Raw genomic sequence first — 21,345 nt, 5'->3', positions numbered from 1 at the left:
CGTCCTAATAAAATTGCTGTTTTATCATCTCCTGAGCTTGTACCAGAAAACTGCCACGAAACAAATACGCATGATTTAGCACGTGGTATAAATTATAAAGATCTTTACGCTCGGTGTAGCCGTCAGGCAGTTTATTAAACTGCAGGTAGCTCTGATAAAAAGTGTCAGGGAAACGGCCAAACAAACCGGTGAAAGCAACATCAGTTTCCTGGTCGCCATAATAGCAGGCAGGGTCGAAAATTACCGGCGAGCCAGCCAGGAAGCCGACATTACCTCGCCATAAATCGCCATGCAGTAAGCTGGGGGAGGGTTGATGATGGGCTAGCCGCTGCCGGCATTGTTCGACCAGGTAGTCGATATTGCCAAAACCAAAGCCCTGCTCAAGCAGCAATTGCAGTTGCCAGCCAAGGCGCTGTTCAGAGAAAAAAGTGCTCCAGTTACTCTGCCATTTATTGGGCTGCGGGGTGCGGCCAATGGCATTGTCCCAGTCAAAACCAAACATGGCCTGTTCATGCTGTTGGTGCAAAAGTGCCAGTTGCTGGCCCAGCTGCTGCCAACCGCTGCCACTTTCCTTTACCAGAGGCAGGTATTCTAATACCAGAAAGGCTTTATCTATGGTTTGGCCATAGCACACTACATCAGGAACCCTGATACAGTGATGTTGGCGCAGGGTTCTGAGGCTCAGTGCTTCGGTTTCAAATTGCTCCAGCTGCTCGCGCTGATTAAGCTTGACGAAAAAATCACGACCATTACCGCTTATTTTAAACGCCAGATTAATATCGCCACCGGTGAGCTGAGTTTTGTCTTCAACTTTAAAGTCGATATCCAGTTCACCGTTAATACTATCTGCAATCGCCTGCCACATCGGTTAGCTCCCTGTTCCGCTGTCAATTTATTATGGCTGATAAACCAGAAAGATCACTGATCGAAAATAGCCTTTTATGACGTAAAACAAATTTTAAAACGAAAGTGGTTGCTATAGTTACCAGCAATGTTAATTTTCATGTTCGCGCCCATCTGATACTGCCAGGAGTTTACGTGGCTATTGTTACCCCCCGTTTTCGTGTGCAAGCATACAATATTCTGAGTGCGGCTAATCTTGCGCTGTTTGTCCTGGCATTGGTACTGGCCAGCTGGCATGGCACCTGGCTACCCGCGTTGCTGATAGGTTTGCCCAGTGCCTTATTGCCAATAGTGTTTTACCGCTTACTAGGTGATCAATTACTGGTCAGGGTGAGTTTTGGTATCAGCTTTATGTTTTTTGCAGCACTGCATATTCACCAGTCTGCAGGAATGCTGGAAATGCATTTTGGTATTTTCGTGTTGCTGGCATTATTAATTGCTTTTAGGGACTATCTGGTCATTCTTGCAGCGGCAGTTACGATTGCCGTGCATCACCTGTTGTTTATGTGGTTGCAAATGCAAGGTGCCGGTATTTATTTAGTTCCGCCACAGAGTTTGTCGTTTGGAATTATTATGGTGCATGCTGCGTTCGTGGTAGTGGAGGCCGCAGTATTAATGATAATTTCCAGACAAAGTTATCGTGAGGCCAGCGTTGGTCAGAGTTTATTTGACGTTACCGAGCAGCTTCTAACCAGCGATGGCAAGGTAGAACTTACTTATCGTTGCGCTGATTTGAACTCACGGGTGATTGACAACTTTAATGCCGTGTTTAATACCCTGCACAAAACACTGACCACTATCGAACAGCAGTCTGCAACATTAAACCAGGAGTCAGGTATTTTAAGGGCCGAAGGCGACGCGCTGGCACTGAGCATGCGCAATGAGATGAGTGAAGTGGAGCGGATAGCAGCAGCTACTGAGCAAATGTCGCACAGTATTCAGGATGTGTTTAATTTGTCGCAGCAGGTACTGCAATTTGCCAAAGCGGCAGAGACGGCAGCAGATGAAGGTAAATCTTCAGTAAGTAATACTATTAGCTCAGTTCAGCAATTGGCCAGTCAGCTGAGCGATACCGGCAATAAAGTAAATGACGTGGCCAGTGCTACGGTAGATATCCGTAAAGTGCTGGACGTAATTCAGGCTATTGCCGAGCAGACAAACTTATTGGCCCTTAATGCGGCAATAGAAGCTGCCAGAGCGGGCGAGCAAGGTCGCGGCTTTGCCGTTGTGGCTGATGAAGTGCGTACCCTGGCATCGCGCACCCGTGGCTCAACTGATGAAATTAAACAGTTGATTGAACGGTTGGTCGACAACAGTTCCCAATCAGTCACCGAGGTTAAACGCAGTGTGGAACAGTTGGAGGATACTCGTCAACACGCTGAACAAAGTGGTCAGCTGTTGCAAACTATACTGGAGCAAGCCAGACGGGTTGCTGATTCAGCGGATACGATGGCAAATGCGTTGCAGCAACAAAGTGCGTCTGGTAAGAATGTTGCGCAAAGTGTGCAGCAGCTTAATCAAATGACATCAGAGCAAAATGAACTTGGTATTAAAGTGCTGCAAAGCGCCGATAGTCTAGAGAGAATAACGGTGGCACTGACTAAAGAGTCGGCAAAATTCCGTCTTTGACAGCAATGATGACAAATCAACGGCGGGTGATGTTGCTGCTGCCGCTATTTGTTGTTTGGGTAGTGGTGGCCAGTGCTGGTTTGTTTTATTTTGGTAATCAGCACTATGGCCAATTTGCAGGCGAACTCGACTGGCAGAATTCTGTAACGACTGAATTTAATCTGTCTGCGCTTAATGTTGAAGTGACGCCGGGTATCCAGGTTGTGCATGTGCAGCAGCCAAATTGTATCTGTAATAGCAGAGCAGAAAATCATATGGCTTTATTTGCCGGTGATTATCAGGTGCCTGGTTCATCTCAGCACCGACGCCAGATAGCTGAGGTTTTAGCCGCTGGCTTCTTACTGCCTGCAAGCCCGGCAGTGCTTATTTTTGAGAACGGCCGGTTAATTTATGCCGGACCTTACGCCACCGGCCCACTTTGCTCAGTTTCTGATAGCTTAATCGCGCCTATTTTACGAAAAGAAGTGCGACTCCCCGGTCTTTGGCTAAATGGCGAAGCTAAAGCGTGTCGCTGCTCGTTTAAAGCAGAGTAAGCAGACCAAAGTAGTCAAGCCCTGCGCCTGATGTTACTATAGCGCCGCATTTACTTTTTCCAAGCCACAAGCTCTGGCAAATGACTTTTGGTGTAAGCCATTAACTGTCGAAGCGGGTTTGGTGAATACTATCATTATTAAACAAGTGACCCTTGGTGTGGGCCACCACTGTAAAAGGATATATCATGCCAGTTATTACTCTGCCTGATGGCAGCCAGCGCGCTTTTGATTCTGCTGTTTCTGTTATGGATGTTGCCAAAGACATCGGTCCCGGTTTAGCGAAAGCCACCATTGCCGGTAGGGTAAATGGTCAGTTAGTGGATGCCTGCGATCCTATTACTACTGATGCAACCTTAAGCATTATTACCAGCAAGGATCAGGACGGTCTGGAGATTATCCGCCATTCCTGTGCTCATTTATTAGGCCATGCAATCAAACAAATGTGGCCCAACGTGAAAATGGCGATTGGCCCGGTAATTGAAAACGGCTTTTATTATGACGTCGATTTAGACCAGCCTATCAGCAGCGACGATTTAGCTGAGCTCGAAGCGCGGATGCTGAAGCTTGCTAAAACCGAATATGACGTTGTTAAGCATAAAGTCAGCTGGCAGGAAGCATTTGATACCTTTAAAGCCCGCGGCGAAAGCTACAAGATGGAAATTCTGGAGCAGAACGTCAGTAAAGACGATAAGCCAGGCTTGTACCATCATGAAGAATACATTGATATGTGTCGTGGCCCGCATGTGCCTAATATGCGGTTTTGCCAGCACTTTAAAATAATGAAGGTAGCCGGCGCTTACTGGCGTGGCGACTCTAAAAACAAAATGCTGCAGCGGGTATATGGCACCGCCTGGGCTGATAAAAAGCAACTGGCAGGTTATTTAACCCAGCTGGAAGAAGCGGAAAAACGCGACCATCGTAAAATTGGTAAAGCGCTTGGTTTATTCCACTGGCAGGAAGAGGCGCCGGGCATGGTGTTCTGGCACAATGATGGCTGGACTATTTTCCGTGAGCTGGAAAGTTTTGTTCGCGAAAAGCTGGGTGAATACGACTACGATGAAGTAAAGGGTCCGTTAATGATGGACCGGGTGTTGTGGGAGAAATCAGGCCACTGGGAAAAATATGCTGAAAACATGTTTACCACCCAGTCTGAACATCGCGAATATGCTATCAAGCCAATGAACTGCCCGGGCCATGTCCAGATTTTTAATCAGGGCTTAAAATCTTACCGCGATTTACCACTGAGAATGGCTGAGTTCGGTTGTTGTCACCGCAACGAGCCATCAGGTGGTTTGCACGGCTTAATGCGGGTGCGCGGCTTTACTCAGGACGATGCGCATATTTTCTGTACCGAAGATCAGGTGCAGGCTGAAGTGACTAAATGTATTCAAATGGTGTTTGATGTCTATAGCACCTTTGGTTTTAAAGACGTTAAGGTAAAATTGTCTACCCGGCCGGCACAGCGGATTGGTTCAGATGAAAGCTGGGATAAAGCCGAGCAGGGCCTGATTGAAGCACTGAAAAGCAATAATATTGACTATGATTTGCAGCCGGGTGAAGGCGCATTTTATGGCCCTAAAATCGAATTCACGCTGCATGATTGCTTAAACCGGGCGTGGCAGTGTGGCACCATTCAACTTGATTTTGCCTTACCTGGCCGCTTAGGTGCCACCTTTATCTCGGAAGGGGGGGATAAGCAGGTACCGGTAATGATCCACCGGGCAATTCTGGGTTCACTTGAGCGGTTTATCGGTATTTTAATCGAAGAATATGCTGGCCTGTTTCCGGCATGGCTGGCACCAATTCAGGTGGTGGTGATGAATATTACCGATAAGCAGGCCGAATATGTGCAAAATTTAGTAAAAACTTTCAAATCTCACGGTATTAGAGTCATAAGTGACTTGAGAAATGAGAAGATAGGCTTTAAAATCCGCGAGCACACGCTTAAGCGTATTCCGTATCTGGTCGTCGTAGGCGATAAAGAGATGGAAGCGGGCGATATCGCCTTAAGAACGCGTAAAGGTGAAGACCTTGGGAAAATGTCGGTAGCGGCTTTTGTTGAAAAGCTGACCACCGAAATTAAAGCCAGGGTATAAACAATTAAGCGTATAAGAATAATTTTTCGGAGGAACATACTATTAAAGTAGGAAAGAAAACATTACCTGCAAACCGTCCTAACAGGATAAACGAAGAAATTAACCTACCGGAAGTGCGGTTAATTGGCGTCGAAGGTGAGCAACTGGGTGTAGTAAGTATTGCTGAAGCCATCAAATTGGCTGAAGACAGTGGCAACGATTTAGTAGAGATCAGCCCGACAGCCGAACCACCAGTTTGTAAGTTGATGGACTACGGTAAGTTCCTGTTTGAAAAGAGTAAAGCTCTGAAAGAGCAGAAGAAGAAGCAAAAACAGATCCAGATTAAGGAAATAAAATTCCGGCCTGGAACTGACGAAGGCGATTACCAGGTAAAACTACGCAACCTGCGTCGCTTCATTGAAGAGGGTGACAAAGCTAAAGTAACGCTGCGCTATCGTGGTCGTGAAATGGCGCATCAGGAAATCGGTATTGAGATGCTTACTCGAATTAAAGAGGACTTATCTGATATCGCTATCTGCGAATCTTTCCCTTCACGGGTGGAAGGTAGACAGATGATCATGATGCTGGCCCCAAATAAGAAGTAATAAGTGCCTTCAAGTTTAGGAAACTGCGGCTTGCTGCAGTTTTTTAACGCCTTATTATTCGTTGTAATTTAACAATGCGAGTTTAAATACTATGCCAAAGATGAAAACCAATAAAGGTGCCGCGAAGCGTTTCAAAAAAACCGCTTCTGGTAGCTTTAAACGTAAACAATCACACCTTCGCCACATTCTGACGAAGAAGACTTCTAAGCGTAAGCGTCAGTTAGGTCCAAAAACCTTAGTCGCTAAAGTAGACATTGCCGGCTTAGTCCGTTGCATGCCGTACGCATAAATCATAGGAGTCAGAAATGCCAAGAGTAAAACGTGGTGTGACGGCGCGCGCGCGTCATAAGAAGGTGTTAAACCAGGCCAAAGGTTACTACGGTGCCCGCAGTCGTGTTTATCGTGTTGCGTTCCAGGCCGTTATTAAAGCCGGTCAATATGCTTATCGTGACCGTCGTCAGCGTAAGCGTCAGTTCCGTCAACTGTGGATCGCTCGTATCAACGCAGCGTCACGGATGAACGGTTTATCTTACAGCCGTTTCATTGCAGGCCTGAAAAAAGCCTCTGTTGAAATCGATCGTAAGATCCTGGCCGACATCGCTGTATACGACAAAGCCGCTTTCACTGCTTTAGTTTCTAAAGCAAAAGAAGCCTTAGTCTGATATAAGCTGATAGCATCGGGAGCCACTTAGCGGTGGCTTAAATACCCTCAACACCTTTGGTTTGAGGGTATTTTTTTATCTGAAATTTATTAAAAAAAACGGCCTTTAATTAAAGACCGCCTTCGACAAAAAAGTATTAGCCTAGTTCAGCGCCGGTTTTAGTTCGATTAGCAGGTTATTGTCTTTAAACAGCTGTAATTTATCCCCGTTAACCTCGGCTCTGTCAGCTGCTTGCAATGAACTGGTAAACTGTTGCTCAATCTGACTGGTTTCGCTGCAGTATTTCTGAGTGCTGGCAAGACCTGCTACATTCAGCCGGTTGGCTTGTTGTTTATAGCTGCCATTAAAACTGTTGCAGCCGGCAAACCCGTACAAGCGGTCTTGTGAGTCAAAAATCATCCGCACATTCAGCTGCTGCGGCAAATAACGGCCGGCCAGTTTTTCAGCGCGCCAGACAATGCCCTGAATTTGTCCGGGCGCATACGGATCGGGGCAAACGGCATTTGGCCAGAACTGCTCAAACTTCTCGATAAGTAGCTGGGTTTCTCCCTGGGCATTATTTTGTTTACGGCCAACCAGGGTGGCAATAACCGCATTATTTCGCAGCCTTTCGTCTTGCTGATAATGGCGCATCATTGGTAAGTGATGCTGGGTATTGGCCACCGGCAGACTTTCGCCAGACTGGCACGAGGTAAAGGTTGCCTGGTTATTCTGCAGTAAATACAAGCCCAGCATAGGCTGCCGGGTATCGAGTTTAACAAAGTCAGATTCCCGTTTTAGCTGATAATTCAGTGCCGAGCTTATTGGTTTGCCCGCCAGGTCCAGCATGGCCAACTGATTGTTGTTAGAAAAGTAAAATGCCGGTAATGTGTGCTGCTGATTAACCAGATGCAGGTTACGTTTTTCCAGTAACCAGATCCCTTTAATAATGTTAATGTCACCACGCTCCAGATATTCCTGGCGCACTTCAAAGCGACCATCGCGATATAAATTCAAATGATACTGAATGCCCGGACAATCTGCACAGGGCAGGGTACCGGTAAAGCTAATATCACTGTCGATAAAAATCTGTTCAAAATTGGTGGCAATCGCTTCGGTAGTTTCACTGTCCGGCACTACATCGTCCTGCTCTGCAGTTGCTGCCGGGCCTGGGGCACTGACGTTGTCAGCTGCTACCTGTTCAGGAGCAGGCAGTTGGCTGCAGCCTGCCAACACCAGTGCCACTAGTAATAAGGACTTTCTCATCTGCATACCCTGATTTGAATTTGTTGCATTATAACGTAAAGCGGCACTTATTATAACGGCAATTTTAACCCGCTTATAACGGCAATGTTACCCGACAGCAGGCTTTAAATACTGCAACATCAGTTTGGCTGTAACGTCAGGCTGCTCTTGCATAAAACAATGGCCGCCCGCTGTTATAACACTGGTAACGGCAGGGTTTCGTCGCTGCCATTTCTTAACGGCTTTACTGATAAAGGAATAACTGTTGCTGCCATATATTACCAGCGTTGGTGAGCAGGGTTGGCTCAGTTGCTGCCAGAGCTTTTCAGGGTAAGAGCTGAAAATTTCAGCTTCACGTTCTGGTTTGCATTTTAAACTAATGCCGTGGTCAGAGGCTGCCAGGGCGTGATCAATATAGGCTGCCAGCGCTTCCGGCTGCCAGTTTTTAAACATGCCACGATTGTGGAGGTAGCTATGTGCTGTGTTTTTATCCGGCCAGTGCTGGCGCCGGCGCAGTGCTGCTTTTGCCATTGGGTTTCTGTGGTACAGGCCCACGCCCCGAAGTGATCGCATTGCAACCAGCATGGTTGGGGTAAACAGCACCGGATCAAGTAACAGGGTTTGCTGAAACGGGCTGCTTGGTTTGCTATTGATGAGCGCCGTTAGCACACCACCGAAACTGTGACCAACGCCAATCACCGGCTGGCCGGCAAACAAATGCTGATGGGCCAGCCAGGCAGCTTCAGCAAGGTCGGCACTGGTATTCCAGCCTAAAAACGGGCCACCATGATCACTTTCACCATGGCCCTGCGCGTCTGACAGGAAAAAATCGAAGTGATCTGCTAAATGTTGCAGTAATGGCAGGTAAGTGCGGCTGCAAAATCCATTGCCATGTAACATGTGTAACACCGGCTTACCGCTGGCGGCAGTATGGTAGCCGCGCAACGTAAAACCGAATTTAGTAGGGTAATGCCAGGGGGTTAAATCCACAACTCGTGTCCGTTTACGAAAAATGGCACCAAAGTGCCACGTTTTTCGGTGTCAGGCAACGAAGATTAGCGTGTGCCAAATAATTTGTCACCAGCATCACCCAGACCGGGTAGAATATAACCTTGCTCATTAAGCCCATGGTCGATAACCGCAGTATAAAGTTCAATATCAGGGTGTGCCTGGCCGAGCGCGGCAATACCCTCAGGGGCAGCTACCAGTACCAACGCCTTAATACGCTGGCAACCCTGTTCTTTAAGTAAATTGATAGTGGCAATCATGGAACCGCCGGTGGCCAGCATAGGGTCAATCACCAGCGCCAGCCGCTGGTCTAGATTTGCTGCCAGTTTATGGAAATAGGGTACCGGTTGCAGACTGGCTTCGTCGCGGTAGATGCCTACCACACTTATCCTTGCGCTGGGCAGCAGATCCAGCACGCCATCAAGCATCCCTAAGCCCGCTCGCAATATGGGTACAATAGTCACTTTTTTACCCTGAATTTGCTCAATCTGACATTCACCATTCCAGGTGTTAATAGTGGTGGTCTCGGTGGATAGATCTTTGGTGGCTTCATAGGTAAGCAGAGTCCCCAGTTCACCAGCCAGTTGCCTGAACTGCTTGGTACTGATATCCGCATCCCTGAGCAGGCCAATTTTATGCTGAACCAGAGGGTGTTTAACTTCGGTAACATGCATCTGGAATTCCCCGTGTTTTTGTTGATTTTACATTGATTAACCCGGTTTGCCCTGCACATAATAACTAACCTGTGCTCTGGGGTTCAGGTACTCTCGTACCCGCTCAGGCAGGCTGGCAATCGAAAGTACTTTACTGATACTAAGGTCGTCGCTATCCAGACTAATAACCGGGGCTTCCAGGCGTGGTACCTCCGGATCGTAAATCATCACATTCGGTTGCAGCAAACTATCACTGTTAACTGACATGACCATGGCAATTCGTTGATCACTTAACATTACCACGGTGCCCGGTGGGTAAACGCCCATCATTTTGATCATTACCCGCATGGTTTTGTCATCCAGCTTGCCTTTCATACTGCGATAAAGGTAAGCCAATGCATGATGAGGCGAACGGGCTTTGGCAGGGTCAGCCGGATGACACAAATTATCAAATTCATTGACCACGGCAACGATGTGCGCCAGCCTATTGATCTGCTGGTCGCTCAACCCCTTAGGATAGCCTGAACCGTCCAGATACTCGTGGTGCTGTTCAATAACGGGCCAGGCTTCCAGCGGAAAAGTTTCTGCCAGTCCAACCAGATCTGTGCCGTACTTCGTATGTAATTTTAATAAGTTGTGTTCCGGAGTGGTTAATGGTGTTGTTTTACGCAGGATCTGGCTCGGTATTTTAAGTTTACCAATGTCATGAAACAATGCACCAACGCCGACGATTTTGATATCGGCTGCTGAAAAACCAAGGTTACGGGCTAGCATCATACTAACGATAGATACGTTAAGCACATGGTAATAAAGGGTTTCCTGTTCTTTATTGCCGGAGGAAATTAAATGCAGAATGAGGCTTTCTGCATTGATGATGGTGTCAACTAACTGGCTGATTAACTGAGAAGCTTCGGCAATGGCGTTAAGTGGCCGGCTGCTAATCTGCTTCATCAGTTCACGAACCTGATTTAACGAATGGTTAAAGGCTTTCTCTGTTTTTTGAATATCCCGCCGGTGGGCTTTAGCTTGCTCAATGCGACGCATTTTCTCATTCAGCATCTTTGCCTGAGCTTCAGACATTTTGCTGTTAAACTCTATTTCATCGGAAGTCGATAATTCGGTTGGCTCCGCAGTTATCTGTTTGCTTTTTTCAGGGTAAAAATACACAAACTCTAACCCAAGGCTTTTCAAAATGTGTAATTGCTGCTGGTTTTCAACCAGCATATTATTTGAAAGAAACGGATGCTTCATCCAGCCGCTGGGAAGCTTTATGGCGTAGCCTAATTTAATTTGTTCTGGTTTTATTTTCAGGGCAGACAACTGCTACTCCGTTTTCAACGAACAACGACTCAGATACTGAGTTTAAGTAAGGATAGGCCCAGGCGCCAGCGTTAACTGAAAGATAAGGGGCTTTTCAGCCCCTTTATTGTGTTGAATCAGTAAAAAAAGCTAAACACCTTAGAAATTTACGGTATATCTGACAGTCCAGAGGGTACCAATCCAGTCATGCACTGAGCTGGCATAACCATTAGTGGGTGACGACGCATAAGGCGGCTCTTCATCCGTCAGGTTACGCACTGTCAGTAACAGCCGTTGGCTGTCTGTTAGTTCGTAACCAATGCTGCCGCTGAAAACCAGCCAGGCGTCAACTGTCTCGTTACCACCAAATTTGAAATCACCGTCACCCAGCTCACTGATATAGTGCGCAGATAAACTGGCGCTCCAGTTATTCAGGCTCCAGTCTGTGCCAAAATCAGCGACAAAGTCTGGCCGGGCAATTTCATTAGCACCACTTAATTTACCCAGTAAGTCGTCGGTACCACTTTCCGGATTGATCTGCCGCTCGTACGAGAACGTTTTAGTACCGGCAGCATAGAATTTAAAGGTACCCAGGCTGTCAGTGGTTAACTGATAATTCAGTTTAACGTCAATACCGTCTGTTTCCTGGCTGCCCACGTTGAAAAAGCCGGTTCTGAGGAACACTAAATCGTTACCGGCATCCAGCACACAACCAAACTCGCCGTTCAGGGCATCAATACTGGTGGTTGTCGGGGCAGTACCGGCAATACAGGCTTTGAGGGTGGTGTTGGCATCAACATCAACAATATCCGTATGTTCATAGCGCCAGTAATCTGCAGTAATTTGCAGGTTATCTGTCAGGTTCCATGAGACACCCAGGTTAACTGCTTCCGAGTTTTCAGCATTCAGGCCCCGGTTGCCAAGGGTTTCCTGATCAAGCTCTAACTCACCGGCAGTCGCACCAAAATCACCACACAGTGCATCAAATGGCTGGTCTGCACCACAATTGATATAGGCGGAGCTTAACGATTCACCGGCACCTAACTGAGACAGTGATGGAGCACGGAAACCAGTGCTCCAGGATGCTCGGACGATTAAATCATCAGTTGCCCGGTAACGAAGCGATAATTTAGGGTTGGTATCACCACCAAAGTCGCTGTAATGATCGTAGCGAAGTGCGGCAATCAGATCCAGGTTATCAGCGAGTGGCAGGTTGAACTCACCGTAAGCAGCATATTGGGTGCGGTCTGCAGCGGCGTCACTTGCACCTAACGCGAACACGCCACCATTTTGGGCAATCGGGGCAGGGCGGTCAAAGATGTCTTCACTTCTGAATTCACCACCAAATACGGCGCTGATATTGCCAGCTGGTAACTCAATGGCTAAATCGCCGGCAACATTAAAGTCAACCGAGAACACTTCAGATTCACCAACCCGTGGTGCCAGCTCACGAACAGCAGCAATAGCATTGGCACTGTTATCCCTGCCTAAATTAAATGGGTTGAAACTGCCAGCTGCAATAGCATTGTTTACTTTATCAATGCCCATATAACCCTGAACATGGGTAATTTCGTTCTCTGTTTTGCCATAGGTTGCGGCACTTTCCCATGACCACATGCCGAGGTCGCCGCGCAGGCCTGCCAGAACCCGATAGCTGGTGGTATCATAATCCTGCACCCGGGTTTCCGGAAAACGTGAACGAACCCGGATTTGGTTTACTTCGCCATCTGCCGCATCGATATCACGCGCCCATTGTGGTACCAGCGGGGAGTCGCCGGCTACCCGGACATCGAAGGCTGCAGCTGAGTCGTAGGCCGAACCGGTATTATTTTGCAGCATGGCTTCAGCAAAAAACTCGTTGCCGTTAGCCAGCCGGTAATTGTGGTGTAAAGTGGCGCCAATTGCGGTAGTGTCTGGCTGGATGGCCCGCTCAATAACATAATCATAACGACAGCGGGTGCCGCCGTTGCTGACGTTATCACCACACCAGGGCTCAGCATAGTCGCTACCATCAATACTGACCCGGGTGCTGGATGTGAGTGTAACGTCAATCGGCCGGTCACTGTTAAACAACGCATTCCGATCGAAGTAGTCTACTACCAGCGTGGTATTGCTGTTCTCTGTATTAAAACCACCAACGTAGGTCAGGTTAGTCCGGCCAAAGTTACTGCTCTTGGTATCATCACCGTAAGAAACCGAAACTTCATGACCCTCCACATCTTTACGCAGGATAAAGTTAATTACCCCGGCTATAGCGTCAGAGCCATAAACCGACGAGGCGCCATCGGTTAACACTTCTACCCTCTCTAATGCTGACATCGGGATAGCGTTAACGTTAACGAAGGAATCAAAACCATTGGTAAACGAATCTACCGCAACCCTGCGGCCGTTAACCAACACCAGAGTTGAGCTGCTGCCCAGGCCCCGCAGACTGACACCGGACGACCCTGCAGGCGCGCCATCCGCACCACCGACACCACCGTTTTCAGTAAAGGTACCGGCGCTGGATGCTTGTGGCAGGTCGCGCAGAAACGAGCCTACGCTGTCATAACCCCTTTTTGCCATGTCTTCACGGCTGAACACCTGCACCGGATTCGCACCCTCCATGTCAACGCCTTTTAAACGCGAACCGGTGATCTGGATTTTTTCAATTTTCTGCTCTTCAGCAGTGGTTTCCTCAGCTGCCATTACGTGCTGGCCGGTAGCGGCCAGCATGACGGCCACGCTCAAGGTGGATAGCTTCATTTTTGCTTTAACGTACATACACATTCCTCTGGATTACAAACGTTGCCTTTAGCGGCAATCTGATTAAAAAAGGGAAAAATGCGTCAAAGCAGAAACGGGGGTACACCCTGCAGGCAATTTAAAGCAGCAAAACACTGGAATAGGTTTAAATGCTTTTTTAATGGCGCTGCACGGGGGGAGCCTCTGCCTGACGCAGAGGGAGAACTAATTATTGAACCATTCAGACAGGTAGAACGGAGAGCAATAGTAACAATGATTGCGGGCGCATTTTTGCATCAGGCTACTCTCCGGTTAGTTTTGTTAACAGCAAAGTTCGCTCAGCGGCCAGATAAAGTCAAGCGATTTTTTCAGCCTGAAGTTTCCTTGTTGATTACTGCTTAGAAATGAAGCATTTAGCTAAAACATAATGGTGATATCGGACCAGTTTGCTGTTTGGCGCTTGACATAGCATTGGTTCAAACGTACATTTCAAACACCTGTTTAAATTTGGGCGATGATGATGGTCGCGAAGCAAAATACTCAACAAAAAATTCTTGATGCAGCCCAAAGTCTGTTTGCTGAAACCGGTTTTAATGACACATCGTTGCGCCAAATAACCAGTGCGGCAGAAGTGAATCTGGCTGCAGTTAATTATCATTTTGGCTCGAAAAAAGAATTGATACAGGCGGTACTACAACGTTATTTACGGGTACTGATGGCCCGCTTGGATCAGGAATTCAGCCGTTTACTGGCAGCACAGCAACCCAATAATCTGACCCAGGTGCTGGCAGTATTCGTTAAACCGCTGCTGGAACTTAATTCGGTACACCACAATGGTACCCGGATTTTTCTGCAGCTACTGGGGCGGGGCTATACTGATGTACAAGGCCATTTACGTTGGTTTATCAACCATCATTATGGCCGGGTGCTGGATAAGTTTGTATTGCTGGTGCAGCAATCCTGCCCTCAGCTACCTGCCAGTGAGTTGTTCTGGCGCTTGCATTTTTCGCTGGGTACGGTGGTGTTTACCATGGCATCAAACGAGGCGCTGGCCGAAATTGCCCAGGCAGATTTTAGTGAAGAAGTTGATATTGAAGGTGTAATTCAACGTCTGTTGCCTTACCTGGCAGCAGGTATTGCCGCGCCCGTTTATAGCCGTTCAAACCCTCAGCAGCAGTTGCGCTCTGGTACTTAAAGGAAAGTGTTATGGAAATATTGTTAATTTTGGTTTTGGCTGTGGTTGTGGTGCTCGGGGTTACCGATATCCGGCGAAGCCTTATCAGTAAACCGGTTTTTGCGGTATTTAAAAAGATCTTGCCGCCATTGTCTGACACTGAACGTGAAGCGATGGAAGCCGGTGATGTCTGGTGGGACGGTGAGTTATTTAAGGGCAAGCCAGACTGGCAAAAACTTCACAGTATTCCCAAAGCTGAATTGTCTGAAGACGAACAGGCCTTTATGGACAATCAGGTTGAGACCCTGCTGGCGATGCTGGACGACTATAAAATAGTTCAGGAAGATCGGGATTTACCTAAAGCAGTCTGGGACTACATAAAGACTGAAGGTTTCTTTGCGATGATTATTCCCAAAGCCTATGGCGGCCGGGAGTTTTCTGCTATCGCTAACTCCACTATTGTCTCGCGGATTGCCACCAGAAGCTTAACAGCTGCGGTAACGGTTATGGTACCTAACTCGTTGGGGCCGGGCGAATTACTAATGCATTATGGTACTCAGGAGCAAAAAGACTTTTGGTTGCCAGGCCTGGCTAATGGCACTCATGTTCCGTGTTTTGCCTTGACTGGCCCTGAAGCCGGTTCTGACGCAGGCGGCATTCCTGATACCGGGGTAATTTGTAAAGGTGAATATGAAGGTAAAGAAGTTGTAGGCATTAAGCTTAACTGGGATAAGCGCTATATTACGCTGGCACCGGTTGCCACCGTGCTGGGTCTGGCTTTTAAACTGTATGATCAGGAAAAATTAATAGGTGATAAGACGGAGCTGGGTATTACCTGTGCCCTTATTCCGACCAGCCATCAGGGCGTGGAAATTGGCGATCGCCATTTTCCAATGAACATGGCCTTTATGAACGGTACCACTTACGGTAAAGATGTATTTATTCCACTGGACTGGATTATTGGTGGTCCGGACTATGCCGGCCGGGGCTGGCGGATGCTGGTTGAGTGTTTATCGGCGGGACGCGGCATCTCATTGCCGGCGCTGGCAACAGCAACCGGCCATTTAGCTACCAGGATGACCAGTGCTTATGGCTATGTTCGCCAGCAGTTTGGTATGTCGATTGGTAAATTTGAAGGTGTCCAGGAAGGTATGGCACGTATTGGTGCCTTCACCTATACCCTGGAAGCGATGCGGGTAATGACTGCAGGGGCGATAGATTTAAAATTAAGTCCGTCAGTGGTAACCGCCATTGCCAAGTACCATATGACAGAAATGTCGCGCACCCTGTTAAATGATGCGTTCGACATTCACGCCGGACGTGCTATTCAGTGTGGACCAATGAATTATCTGGCGCATGGTTATATGGGGATCCCGATTTCCATTACCGTTGAGGGCGCTAACATCCTGACCCGGAATCTGATGATATTTGGTCAGGGGGCGACCCGTTGTCACCCGTATGTACTGGCAGAGCTGGAAGCTGCGGCTAACCCTGATGCAGAAGAGGGCCTGAAGCAATTTGATAAGCTGCTGCTGAATCATGTTGGTTTTGCGGTTGGAAATACCTTTGCAGCATTGTGGCAGGGGCTGACAGCAGGGGCCTTTAACAGCGCGCCGGTGGCTGGTGAAACCGCCCGTTATTATAAGCAGTTAAGCCGGATGAGTCGGGCGCTGGCACTTAGCGCTGATGTATCAATGCTAATGTTAGGTGGCGATTTAAAACGCAAAGAAATGTTATCTGCCCGTCTGGGTGATGTGCTGAGCCAGTTGTATATTGCCTCGGCCGTACTGAAGTTTTATGAAGATAACGGCCGTCAGCATGCCGATTTGCCCTTTGTTCACTACAGTGTGCAGCGCTCATTATTTGAAATTGGTAAGGCCTTTGACGGTTTCCTGGCGAATTTCCCCAGCCGGATAGTGGCGCGGATTATTCGCACTCTGGTGTTTCCGTTTGGTATTGGCTATAAAATGCCGGAAGATGATATTGCCATCGATATCTGCACTGCACTGGCGAAACCGGGCGTGATCCGGGACCGTCTGACGCATCTGTGTTTTATTGGCCAGGGTGAAGATGACGCTACCGGCCTGATGGAATCAGCGTTTATCGCTATGCATAAAGCGCAGCCTCTGCTGAAGAAAATTTATCAGGCGCAGCGAGACGGTAAAGTTGGCCGGAAGTTGCCAATGGCAGAGACCATTGAGCAGGCATTAGCGCAGCAGGTTGTTAGCGATACTGAAGCAGCACAGTTAACCGAGATGAACCGGCTACGCTTCAAATCAATTTCAGTTGATAGTTTTAAACCTGGTGTATTATCAAAAATGGCGATCAGCAAGCAAGCTTCTGCTAAAGCCTGATCGCAATTTGCTTAAAATAAAAACCGGAGTCAGGCACTCCGGTTTTTTTATTGTGTTTATGTCAATAAAAAGCAGATTTTATTGTTGCTGGCCACGGCTGATAATCTCCTGCGCCATCACATCTGCAATTTCGCTGGTGGGTTTATCTTCAGCATCGGCGCGCTGAAAAATATTCAGTAGAGTCTGATAAATCTGGTTAACTTTGGCAGTTGACTCATCAGCGTTATATCCCTGAGGCCGCATTTCACAAGCAACGTTGATAATACCACCGGCGTTAATCACATAATCCGGTGCATATAAAATACCGCGCTGGCGCAGCATTTCACCATGGCGGGCTTGTTTTAATTGATTATTGGCACAACCAGCAACCACCTTAGCTTTCAACAAACCGATAGTATCATCGTTCAGAGTTGCACCCAGCGCACACGGGGCGTAGATGTCGGCTTCGACTTCATAGATGCCGTGCAAACCTACCGCTGTTGCTCCAAACTGAGTTACCGCCCGGTCAACAGCCGCCTGATTAATGTCGGTGACAATAAGTTTGGCGCCTTCTTTGTGTAAATGCTCACACAGGTAAAAGCCAACGCTGCCAAGGCCTTGTACGGCAATTGTCTTGCCTGCCAAATCAGCCGTGCCAAACTTATGCATCGCAGCCGCTTTAATACCCTGATAAGTACCAATAGCAGTAAACGGGCCGGGATTGCCACTTTTTCCTTCCAGACCTGCAACATATGGCGTGACTTTATGGACCTGCATAATATCGCCGGTGGTAATGTTTACATCTTCAGCACTGTAGTAACTGCCGCTAAGCCGGTGCAGCATGCGGCCGAAAGCCTGAAACAATGCTTCAGATTTAATGGTTTTTGCATCACCAATAATGACTGATTTACCACCGCCTAACGGCAAGCCTGCCATAGCATTTTTGTATGTCATACCGCGGGATAACCGTAATACATCCGCAATGGCTTCTTCATCAGAAGCATAGTTCCACAAGCGACAGCCACCGACTGCGGGGCCTAAACGGGTGCTGTGAACAGCAATGATTGCCCGTAAACCAGTTTGCTGGTCACTACAGAACACCACTTGCTCATGGTTATCGAATTCAGGATGATTAAATACTGCCACGTCTGATTCTCCCTCGGGTTTAATCTGGCTGTTTATCAGCGGCACTTTGCCACTTTTTTGCGCCGCGAAATGTAACATTTCAACCCGGGTTACGCTATGTTTCGAAAAAAATAATAGCTGGTCAGACAAGCTAATTGCTGGCAATCATTACCGCTGCTTGATTGTGTTGCCAGACTCCCTTAAAGTACCGGGCACAGAGGATAAACATTTAATTGGAAGCGGATAAAATGAGTGAGCAGTTAACTCAGACACAGCAACAGGAACAACAGGCACTTGCTGAACAACAGCGGGCAGAGTGGGTTAGAAATCAGTATCAGGCGGCAAACCGCTATCTGGCAGGGCTGGGCATAGTTCCGGATAACGTAGCTGTAACAGAAAGCTGTTATCTGCCACCGTTAGTTGCGCTATGGAAACTGAACACCCGCGACAAAAAGTCATACTGGGTGATAAGTGGTGATTTACCCACCGACCATATGCCGTATTCGGCAGCAGCCACAGCACGCGATGCCATGCGGTCTTTTTCATTAAACTGGCAATTAAAAGCTGAAAAAATTGTTACCAGTGAATCGATTGATAAAACTCAGCAGGATTTTGCCAATTTGCTGGTAGCCCGTGCTCAGGGATTATACGAATTATTTGAAGATGACAGTTTATGGCAGGGCCAGAGCGGGGCATAAACTGTAACGAAGAACATACAAACAATAAAAAAACCGCAATAGTGCGGTTTTTTTATTCAGACCCGTTGTATGCTCTGGCACCCGGGTGTGCACCTTAATCAGTAAAGTGCCAGTAGCCCAGATTAATTAAATGCACCAGTAATCCCAGCCGTTCTGGTAATTCCAGAAAATGACGGCATTGCTGCTCGTCAAGTACCCGCTGCTCAGTAAGCAGTTTAGCGGTGGTTAGCTCATTACCCGGCAACAGGTACTGCTCACCATTAATAAATAATGCGATATCCGCATCAGCACTGGCCTGATGGTAGCAACAGCGTAAGCCGCCGGTCAGGCTCAGCTCTGAGCCTTCTTCCAGATATTCAGCGATTTCATCGGCCTGATAATGCGGTTCCGGTTCCTGTAAATCCAGTTCGTGTTTGGCTCTGCTGATATATTGGCCAAACCATAATGGCAGGCTCTGTTCATCGCTAACCAGTTGTTGCAGCAACTGTTTAACCTGCGCCAGATCGGCACTGGCCAACTCGCCGATATTCTGACTAACCTCACGTGCCGGGTCGCTAAAACGTGTGCCGGAAATGTCGTTATCAATCAGATAATCGGCCAGGCCGGTTAGCAGATCTTTTTGTGCCGGTGCCCGAAAGCCAACGGAGTAATTGAGGCTGTTTTCCAGCGAAATGCCCTCGTGCGGACAGCCAGGCGGGATATACAGAATGTCACCAGGTTCCATCACAACATCGATACAGGCCTGAAACGGGCTTACCTGTAATAGTCTTGGATGAGGACAAAACTGCTCGAGAGTGTTGTCTGGCATGCCAACCCGCCAGTGCCTTTTACCCTGACCCTGGATAATAAACACATCATACTGGTCCAGGTGCGGGCCGACACCGCCACCCGGGGTCGAAAAGCTAACCATCAGATCGTCAATTCGCCAGTTGGGAATAAATCGGAACGGATCCAGCAGCCGGGCAGCGTCAGCATGCCAGTGATCCACTGCCTGAACCAGAATGGTCCAGTCCCGTTCGCCAAAGGTGCTGAAATCGCTTACTGGTCCTGTTTCCAGTTGCCAATCACCGTTAGCACAGTGCACCACTCTTGATTCAACGTCCTCTTCAAGCGCCAGGCCGGCCAGTTCATCGGCCGACAGCGGATCGCTAAAATTGCTAAAGCCCTGTTTGAGCAACAGTGGTTTTTTTTGCCAGTATTCGGCTAAAAACCGCTCCGGACTAAGGTCAGCAAAATTCAGTTTATACATAAGGCTATTCCAACTAAAAAGGCATTGCTGTTGGCAATGCCTGTTGTGCTAGTGCAAAACGCGGTCGATTAGGCCAGTTTATCTACCAGCGCTATCGCATCACCAATGTAATTGGCAGGCGTTAACTGCTTTAACTCCGCCTTCACCGCATCAGGCAACTCCAGGGTATCAATGAACCGGGCTAAGTCGGCCTGGTTAATTCGTTTACCACGGGTCAGCTCTTTCAGTTTTTCATAGGGTTTTTCAATGCCGTATTTTCGCATAACGGTTTGCACCGGCTCGGCCAGCAGTTCCCAGTTTGCATCTAATTCGGCTAACAGCGCCGGGGTATTTACTTCCAGCTTGCTGATGCCTTTCAGCGTTGCCTGATAGGCAATTAACGTGTAACCAAAACCCATACCCAGGTTGCGCAACACCGTGGAGTCGGTTAAATCACGCTGCCAGCGCGATACCGGTAATTTTGCCGACAAATGGTTAAACAGCGCATTGGCGATACCCAGATTGCCCTCAGAATTTTCGAAATCTATCGGGTTAACTTTGTGCGGCATGGTTGAAGAGCCAATTTCACCGGCTACTGTTTTCTGCTTAAAGTGGCCCAAAGCAATGTAGCCCCAGATATCACGGTCAAAATCAAGCAGTATGGTATTGAAACGGGCAATGGCATCAAACAGCTCGGCGATGTAGTCATGCGGCTCAATCTGAGTAGTGTACGGGTTAAAGCTTAACCCCAGACTGCTGACAAATTGCTCGGCAAACTGGTGCCAGTCAAGTTCCGGATAAGCAGATAAGTGTGCATTGTAGTTACCCACTGCACCATTAATTTTACCCAGAATATCAATGGCGGCAATCTGATCACGCTGGCGCTTTAACCGGGCGTAAACATTGGCCATTTCTTTACCCATAGTAGTAGGTGAAGCAGGCTGGCCATGGGTGCGGGCCATCATCGCCACAGTTTTATGTTCAGTGGCCAGGTTTTTAATGGCACTTAACAGAGCATCACACTGTGGCAGCAATACCTCACTGCGGGCCTGACTTAACATTAAACCGTGAGACAGATTATTGATATCTTCCGAGGTACAGGCAAAGTGAATAAATTCACTGATGGCGTTCAGTTCACTGTTACCAGCCACTTTTTCTTTCAGCAGGTATTCTACTGCTTTGACATCATGGTTAGTGGTGCGCTCAATCTCTTTTACCCGCTCGGCGTCAGCCAGGCTGAAATTGTTTACAATATCATCCAGTAATTTGCTGGCCTCATCCGACAACGCCGGAACTTCAGTAATCGCTGCTGTGGCCGCCAGTTGTTGTAACCAACGCACTTCAACCGTAACCCGGTATTTAATCAGACCAAATTCACTGAAATACGGGCGTAGCTCAATTGTCTTGCTACCATAGCGGCCGTCAACCGGGGATATGGCGGTAAGGGCATTAAGATCCATGAAAACTCCTGA

The 21,345-nt window shown here is 47.9% G+C and carries 18 protein-coding genes; 9 read left to right on the top strand and 9 right to left on the bottom strand.

Annotation, left to right across the window (positions count from 1 at the left end):
* Positions 1 to 4: 4 nt before the first annotated feature.
* Positions 5 to 865, bottom strand: a complete 861-nt coding sequence (locus KQY15_RS00365) for a fructosamine kinase family protein (protein ID WP_217666414.1) — start codon at positions 863 to 865, stop codon at positions 5 to 7.
* Positions 866 to 1,038: 173 nt separating this feature from the next.
* On the opposite strand from KQY15_RS00365, the gene KQY15_RS00360 reads away from it, so the two are divergent.
* From KQY15_RS00360 to rplT, 6 genes are all read left to right on the top strand, one after another.
* The gene (locus tag KQY15_RS00360; protein WP_308160212.1) at positions 1,039 to 2,532 is read left to right on the top strand and encodes a methyl-accepting chemotaxis protein; all 1,494 of its coding nucleotides are present in this window, start codon (positions 1,039 to 1,041) and stop codon (positions 2,530 to 2,532) included.
* A 5-nt stretch (positions 2,533 to 2,537) separates the two neighbouring features.
* Positions 2,538 to 3,065: a DUF6436 domain-containing protein gene (locus tag KQY15_RS00355; RefSeq protein ID WP_217666413.1), complete on the top strand. Its 528-nt coding sequence runs from the start codon at positions 2,538 to 2,540 to the stop codon at positions 3,063 to 3,065.
* Between the two features lie 185 nt (positions 3,066 to 3,250).
* Positions 3,251 to 5,161 carry a threonine--tRNA ligase gene (gene thrS / locus KQY15_RS00350; RefSeq protein WP_217666412.1) on the top strand — a complete coding sequence of 637 codons (1,911 nt, stop codon included), beginning with the start codon at positions 3,251 to 3,253 and terminating at the stop codon, positions 5,159 to 5,161.
* A gap of 41 nt (positions 5,162 to 5,202) precedes the next feature.
* The gene (gene infC / locus KQY15_RS00345) at positions 5,203 to 5,745 is read left to right on the top strand and encodes a translation initiation factor IF-3 (RefSeq protein WP_217667606.1); all 543 of its coding nucleotides are present in this window, start codon (positions 5,203 to 5,205) and stop codon (positions 5,743 to 5,745) included.
* 91 nt (positions 5,746 to 5,836) lie between these two features.
* On the top strand, positions 5,837 to 6,034 hold the full coding sequence (gene rpmI / locus KQY15_RS00340) for a 50S ribosomal protein L35 (RefSeq protein WP_027672243.1): 198 nt from the start codon (positions 5,837 to 5,839) through the stop codon (positions 6,032 to 6,034).
* A 16-nt stretch (positions 6,035 to 6,050) separates the two neighbouring features.
* The gene (rplT, locus tag KQY15_RS00335; RefSeq protein WP_019676566.1) at positions 6,051 to 6,407 is read left to right on the top strand and encodes a 50S ribosomal protein L20; all 357 of its coding nucleotides are present in this window, start codon (positions 6,051 to 6,053) and stop codon (positions 6,405 to 6,407) included.
* Positions 6,408 to 6,548: 141 nt separating this feature from the next.
* Here the strand turns inward: rplT and KQY15_RS00330 are convergent, their stop codons facing one another.
* The 5 genes from KQY15_RS00330 to KQY15_RS00310 all read right to left on the bottom strand — a co-directional run bounded on the left by KQY15_RS00330 (position 6,549) and on the right by KQY15_RS00310 (position 13,354).
* Positions 6,549 to 7,652 carry an META domain-containing protein gene (locus tag KQY15_RS00330; protein ID WP_254795375.1) on the bottom strand — a complete coding sequence of 368 codons (1,104 nt, stop codon included), beginning with the start codon at positions 7,650 to 7,652 and terminating at the stop codon, positions 6,549 to 6,551.
* An 87-nt stretch (positions 7,653 to 7,739) separates the two neighbouring features.
* The gene (locus tag KQY15_RS00325; RefSeq protein WP_217666410.1) at positions 7,740 to 8,621 is read right to left on the bottom strand and encodes an alpha/beta fold hydrolase; all 882 of its coding nucleotides are present in this window, start codon (positions 8,619 to 8,621) and stop codon (positions 7,740 to 7,742) included.
* 65 nt (positions 8,622 to 8,686) lie between these two features.
* Positions 8,687 to 9,313, bottom strand: coding sequence for a uracil phosphoribosyltransferase (gene upp / locus KQY15_RS00320; protein ID WP_217666409.1), 627 nt, complete (start codon positions 9,311 to 9,313; stop codon positions 8,687 to 8,689).
* A 36-nt stretch (positions 9,314 to 9,349) separates the two neighbouring features.
* On the bottom strand, positions 9,350 to 10,612 hold the full coding sequence (locus KQY15_RS00315) for an HD-GYP domain-containing protein (protein WP_217666408.1): 1,263 nt from the start codon (positions 10,610 to 10,612) through the stop codon (positions 9,350 to 9,352).
* A gap of 138 nt (positions 10,613 to 10,750) precedes the next feature.
* Positions 10,751 to 13,354 carry a TonB-dependent receptor plug domain-containing protein gene (locus tag KQY15_RS00310; RefSeq protein WP_217666407.1) on the bottom strand — a complete coding sequence of 868 codons (2,604 nt, stop codon included), beginning with the start codon at positions 13,352 to 13,354 and terminating at the stop codon, positions 10,751 to 10,753.
* Positions 13,355 to 13,835: 481 nt separating this feature from the next.
* Between KQY15_RS00310 and psrA the strand changes: the two genes are divergently transcribed.
* Together psrA and KQY15_RS00300 are read left to right on the top strand one after the other, a co-directional pair.
* Positions 13,836 to 14,510 carry a TetR family transcriptional repressor PsrA gene (gene psrA / locus KQY15_RS00305; RefSeq protein WP_217666406.1) on the top strand — a complete coding sequence of 225 codons (675 nt, stop codon included), beginning with the start codon at positions 13,836 to 13,838 and terminating at the stop codon, positions 14,508 to 14,510.
* 11 nt (positions 14,511 to 14,521) lie between these two features.
* Positions 14,522 to 16,843, top strand: coding sequence for an acyl-CoA dehydrogenase (locus KQY15_RS00300; RefSeq protein WP_217666405.1), 2,322 nt, complete (start codon positions 14,522 to 14,524; stop codon positions 16,841 to 16,843).
* 78 nt (positions 16,844 to 16,921) lie between these two features.
* Here KQY15_RS00300 and KQY15_RS00295 read toward each other — a convergent pair whose 3' ends face one another.
* Positions 16,922 to 18,097: a Leu/Phe/Val dehydrogenase gene (locus KQY15_RS00295; protein WP_254795374.1), complete on the bottom strand. Its 1,176-nt coding sequence runs from the start codon at positions 18,095 to 18,097 to the stop codon at positions 16,922 to 16,924.
* Between the two features lie 98 nt (positions 18,098 to 18,195).
* Between KQY15_RS00295 and KQY15_RS00290 the strand changes: the two genes are divergently transcribed.
* Positions 18,196 to 18,645 (top strand): DUF4826 family protein, encoded by a 450-nt coding sequence (locus tag KQY15_RS00290; protein WP_217666404.1) that lies wholly within the window; start codon positions 18,196 to 18,198, stop codon positions 18,643 to 18,645.
* A 94-nt stretch (positions 18,646 to 18,739) separates the two neighbouring features.
* Here the strand turns inward: KQY15_RS00290 and KQY15_RS00285 are convergent, their stop codons facing one another.
* Both KQY15_RS00285 and purB read right to left on the bottom strand, forming a co-directional pair.
* Positions 18,740 to 19,894: a ribosomal protein uL16 3-hydroxylase gene (locus KQY15_RS00285; RefSeq protein WP_217666403.1), complete on the bottom strand. Its 1,155-nt coding sequence runs from the start codon at positions 19,892 to 19,894 to the stop codon at positions 18,740 to 18,742.
* Between the two features lie 68 nt (positions 19,895 to 19,962).
* A complete protein-coding gene (gene purB, locus KQY15_RS00280; RefSeq protein ID WP_217666402.1) occupies positions 19,963 to 21,333 on the bottom strand; it encodes an adenylosuccinate lyase in 1,371 nt (456 codons plus the stop codon).
* Positions 21,334 to 21,345 lie beyond the last annotated feature (12 nt).

The sequence above is a fragment of the Arsukibacterium indicum genome, assembly GCF_019100565.1.
Lineage (GTDB): Bacteria > Pseudomonadota > Gammaproteobacteria > Enterobacterales > Alteromonadaceae > Alishewanella > Alishewanella indicum.
Note: the sequence above shows the minus strand (reverse complement) of the source record. Positions and strands in the feature narration are given on the sequence as shown.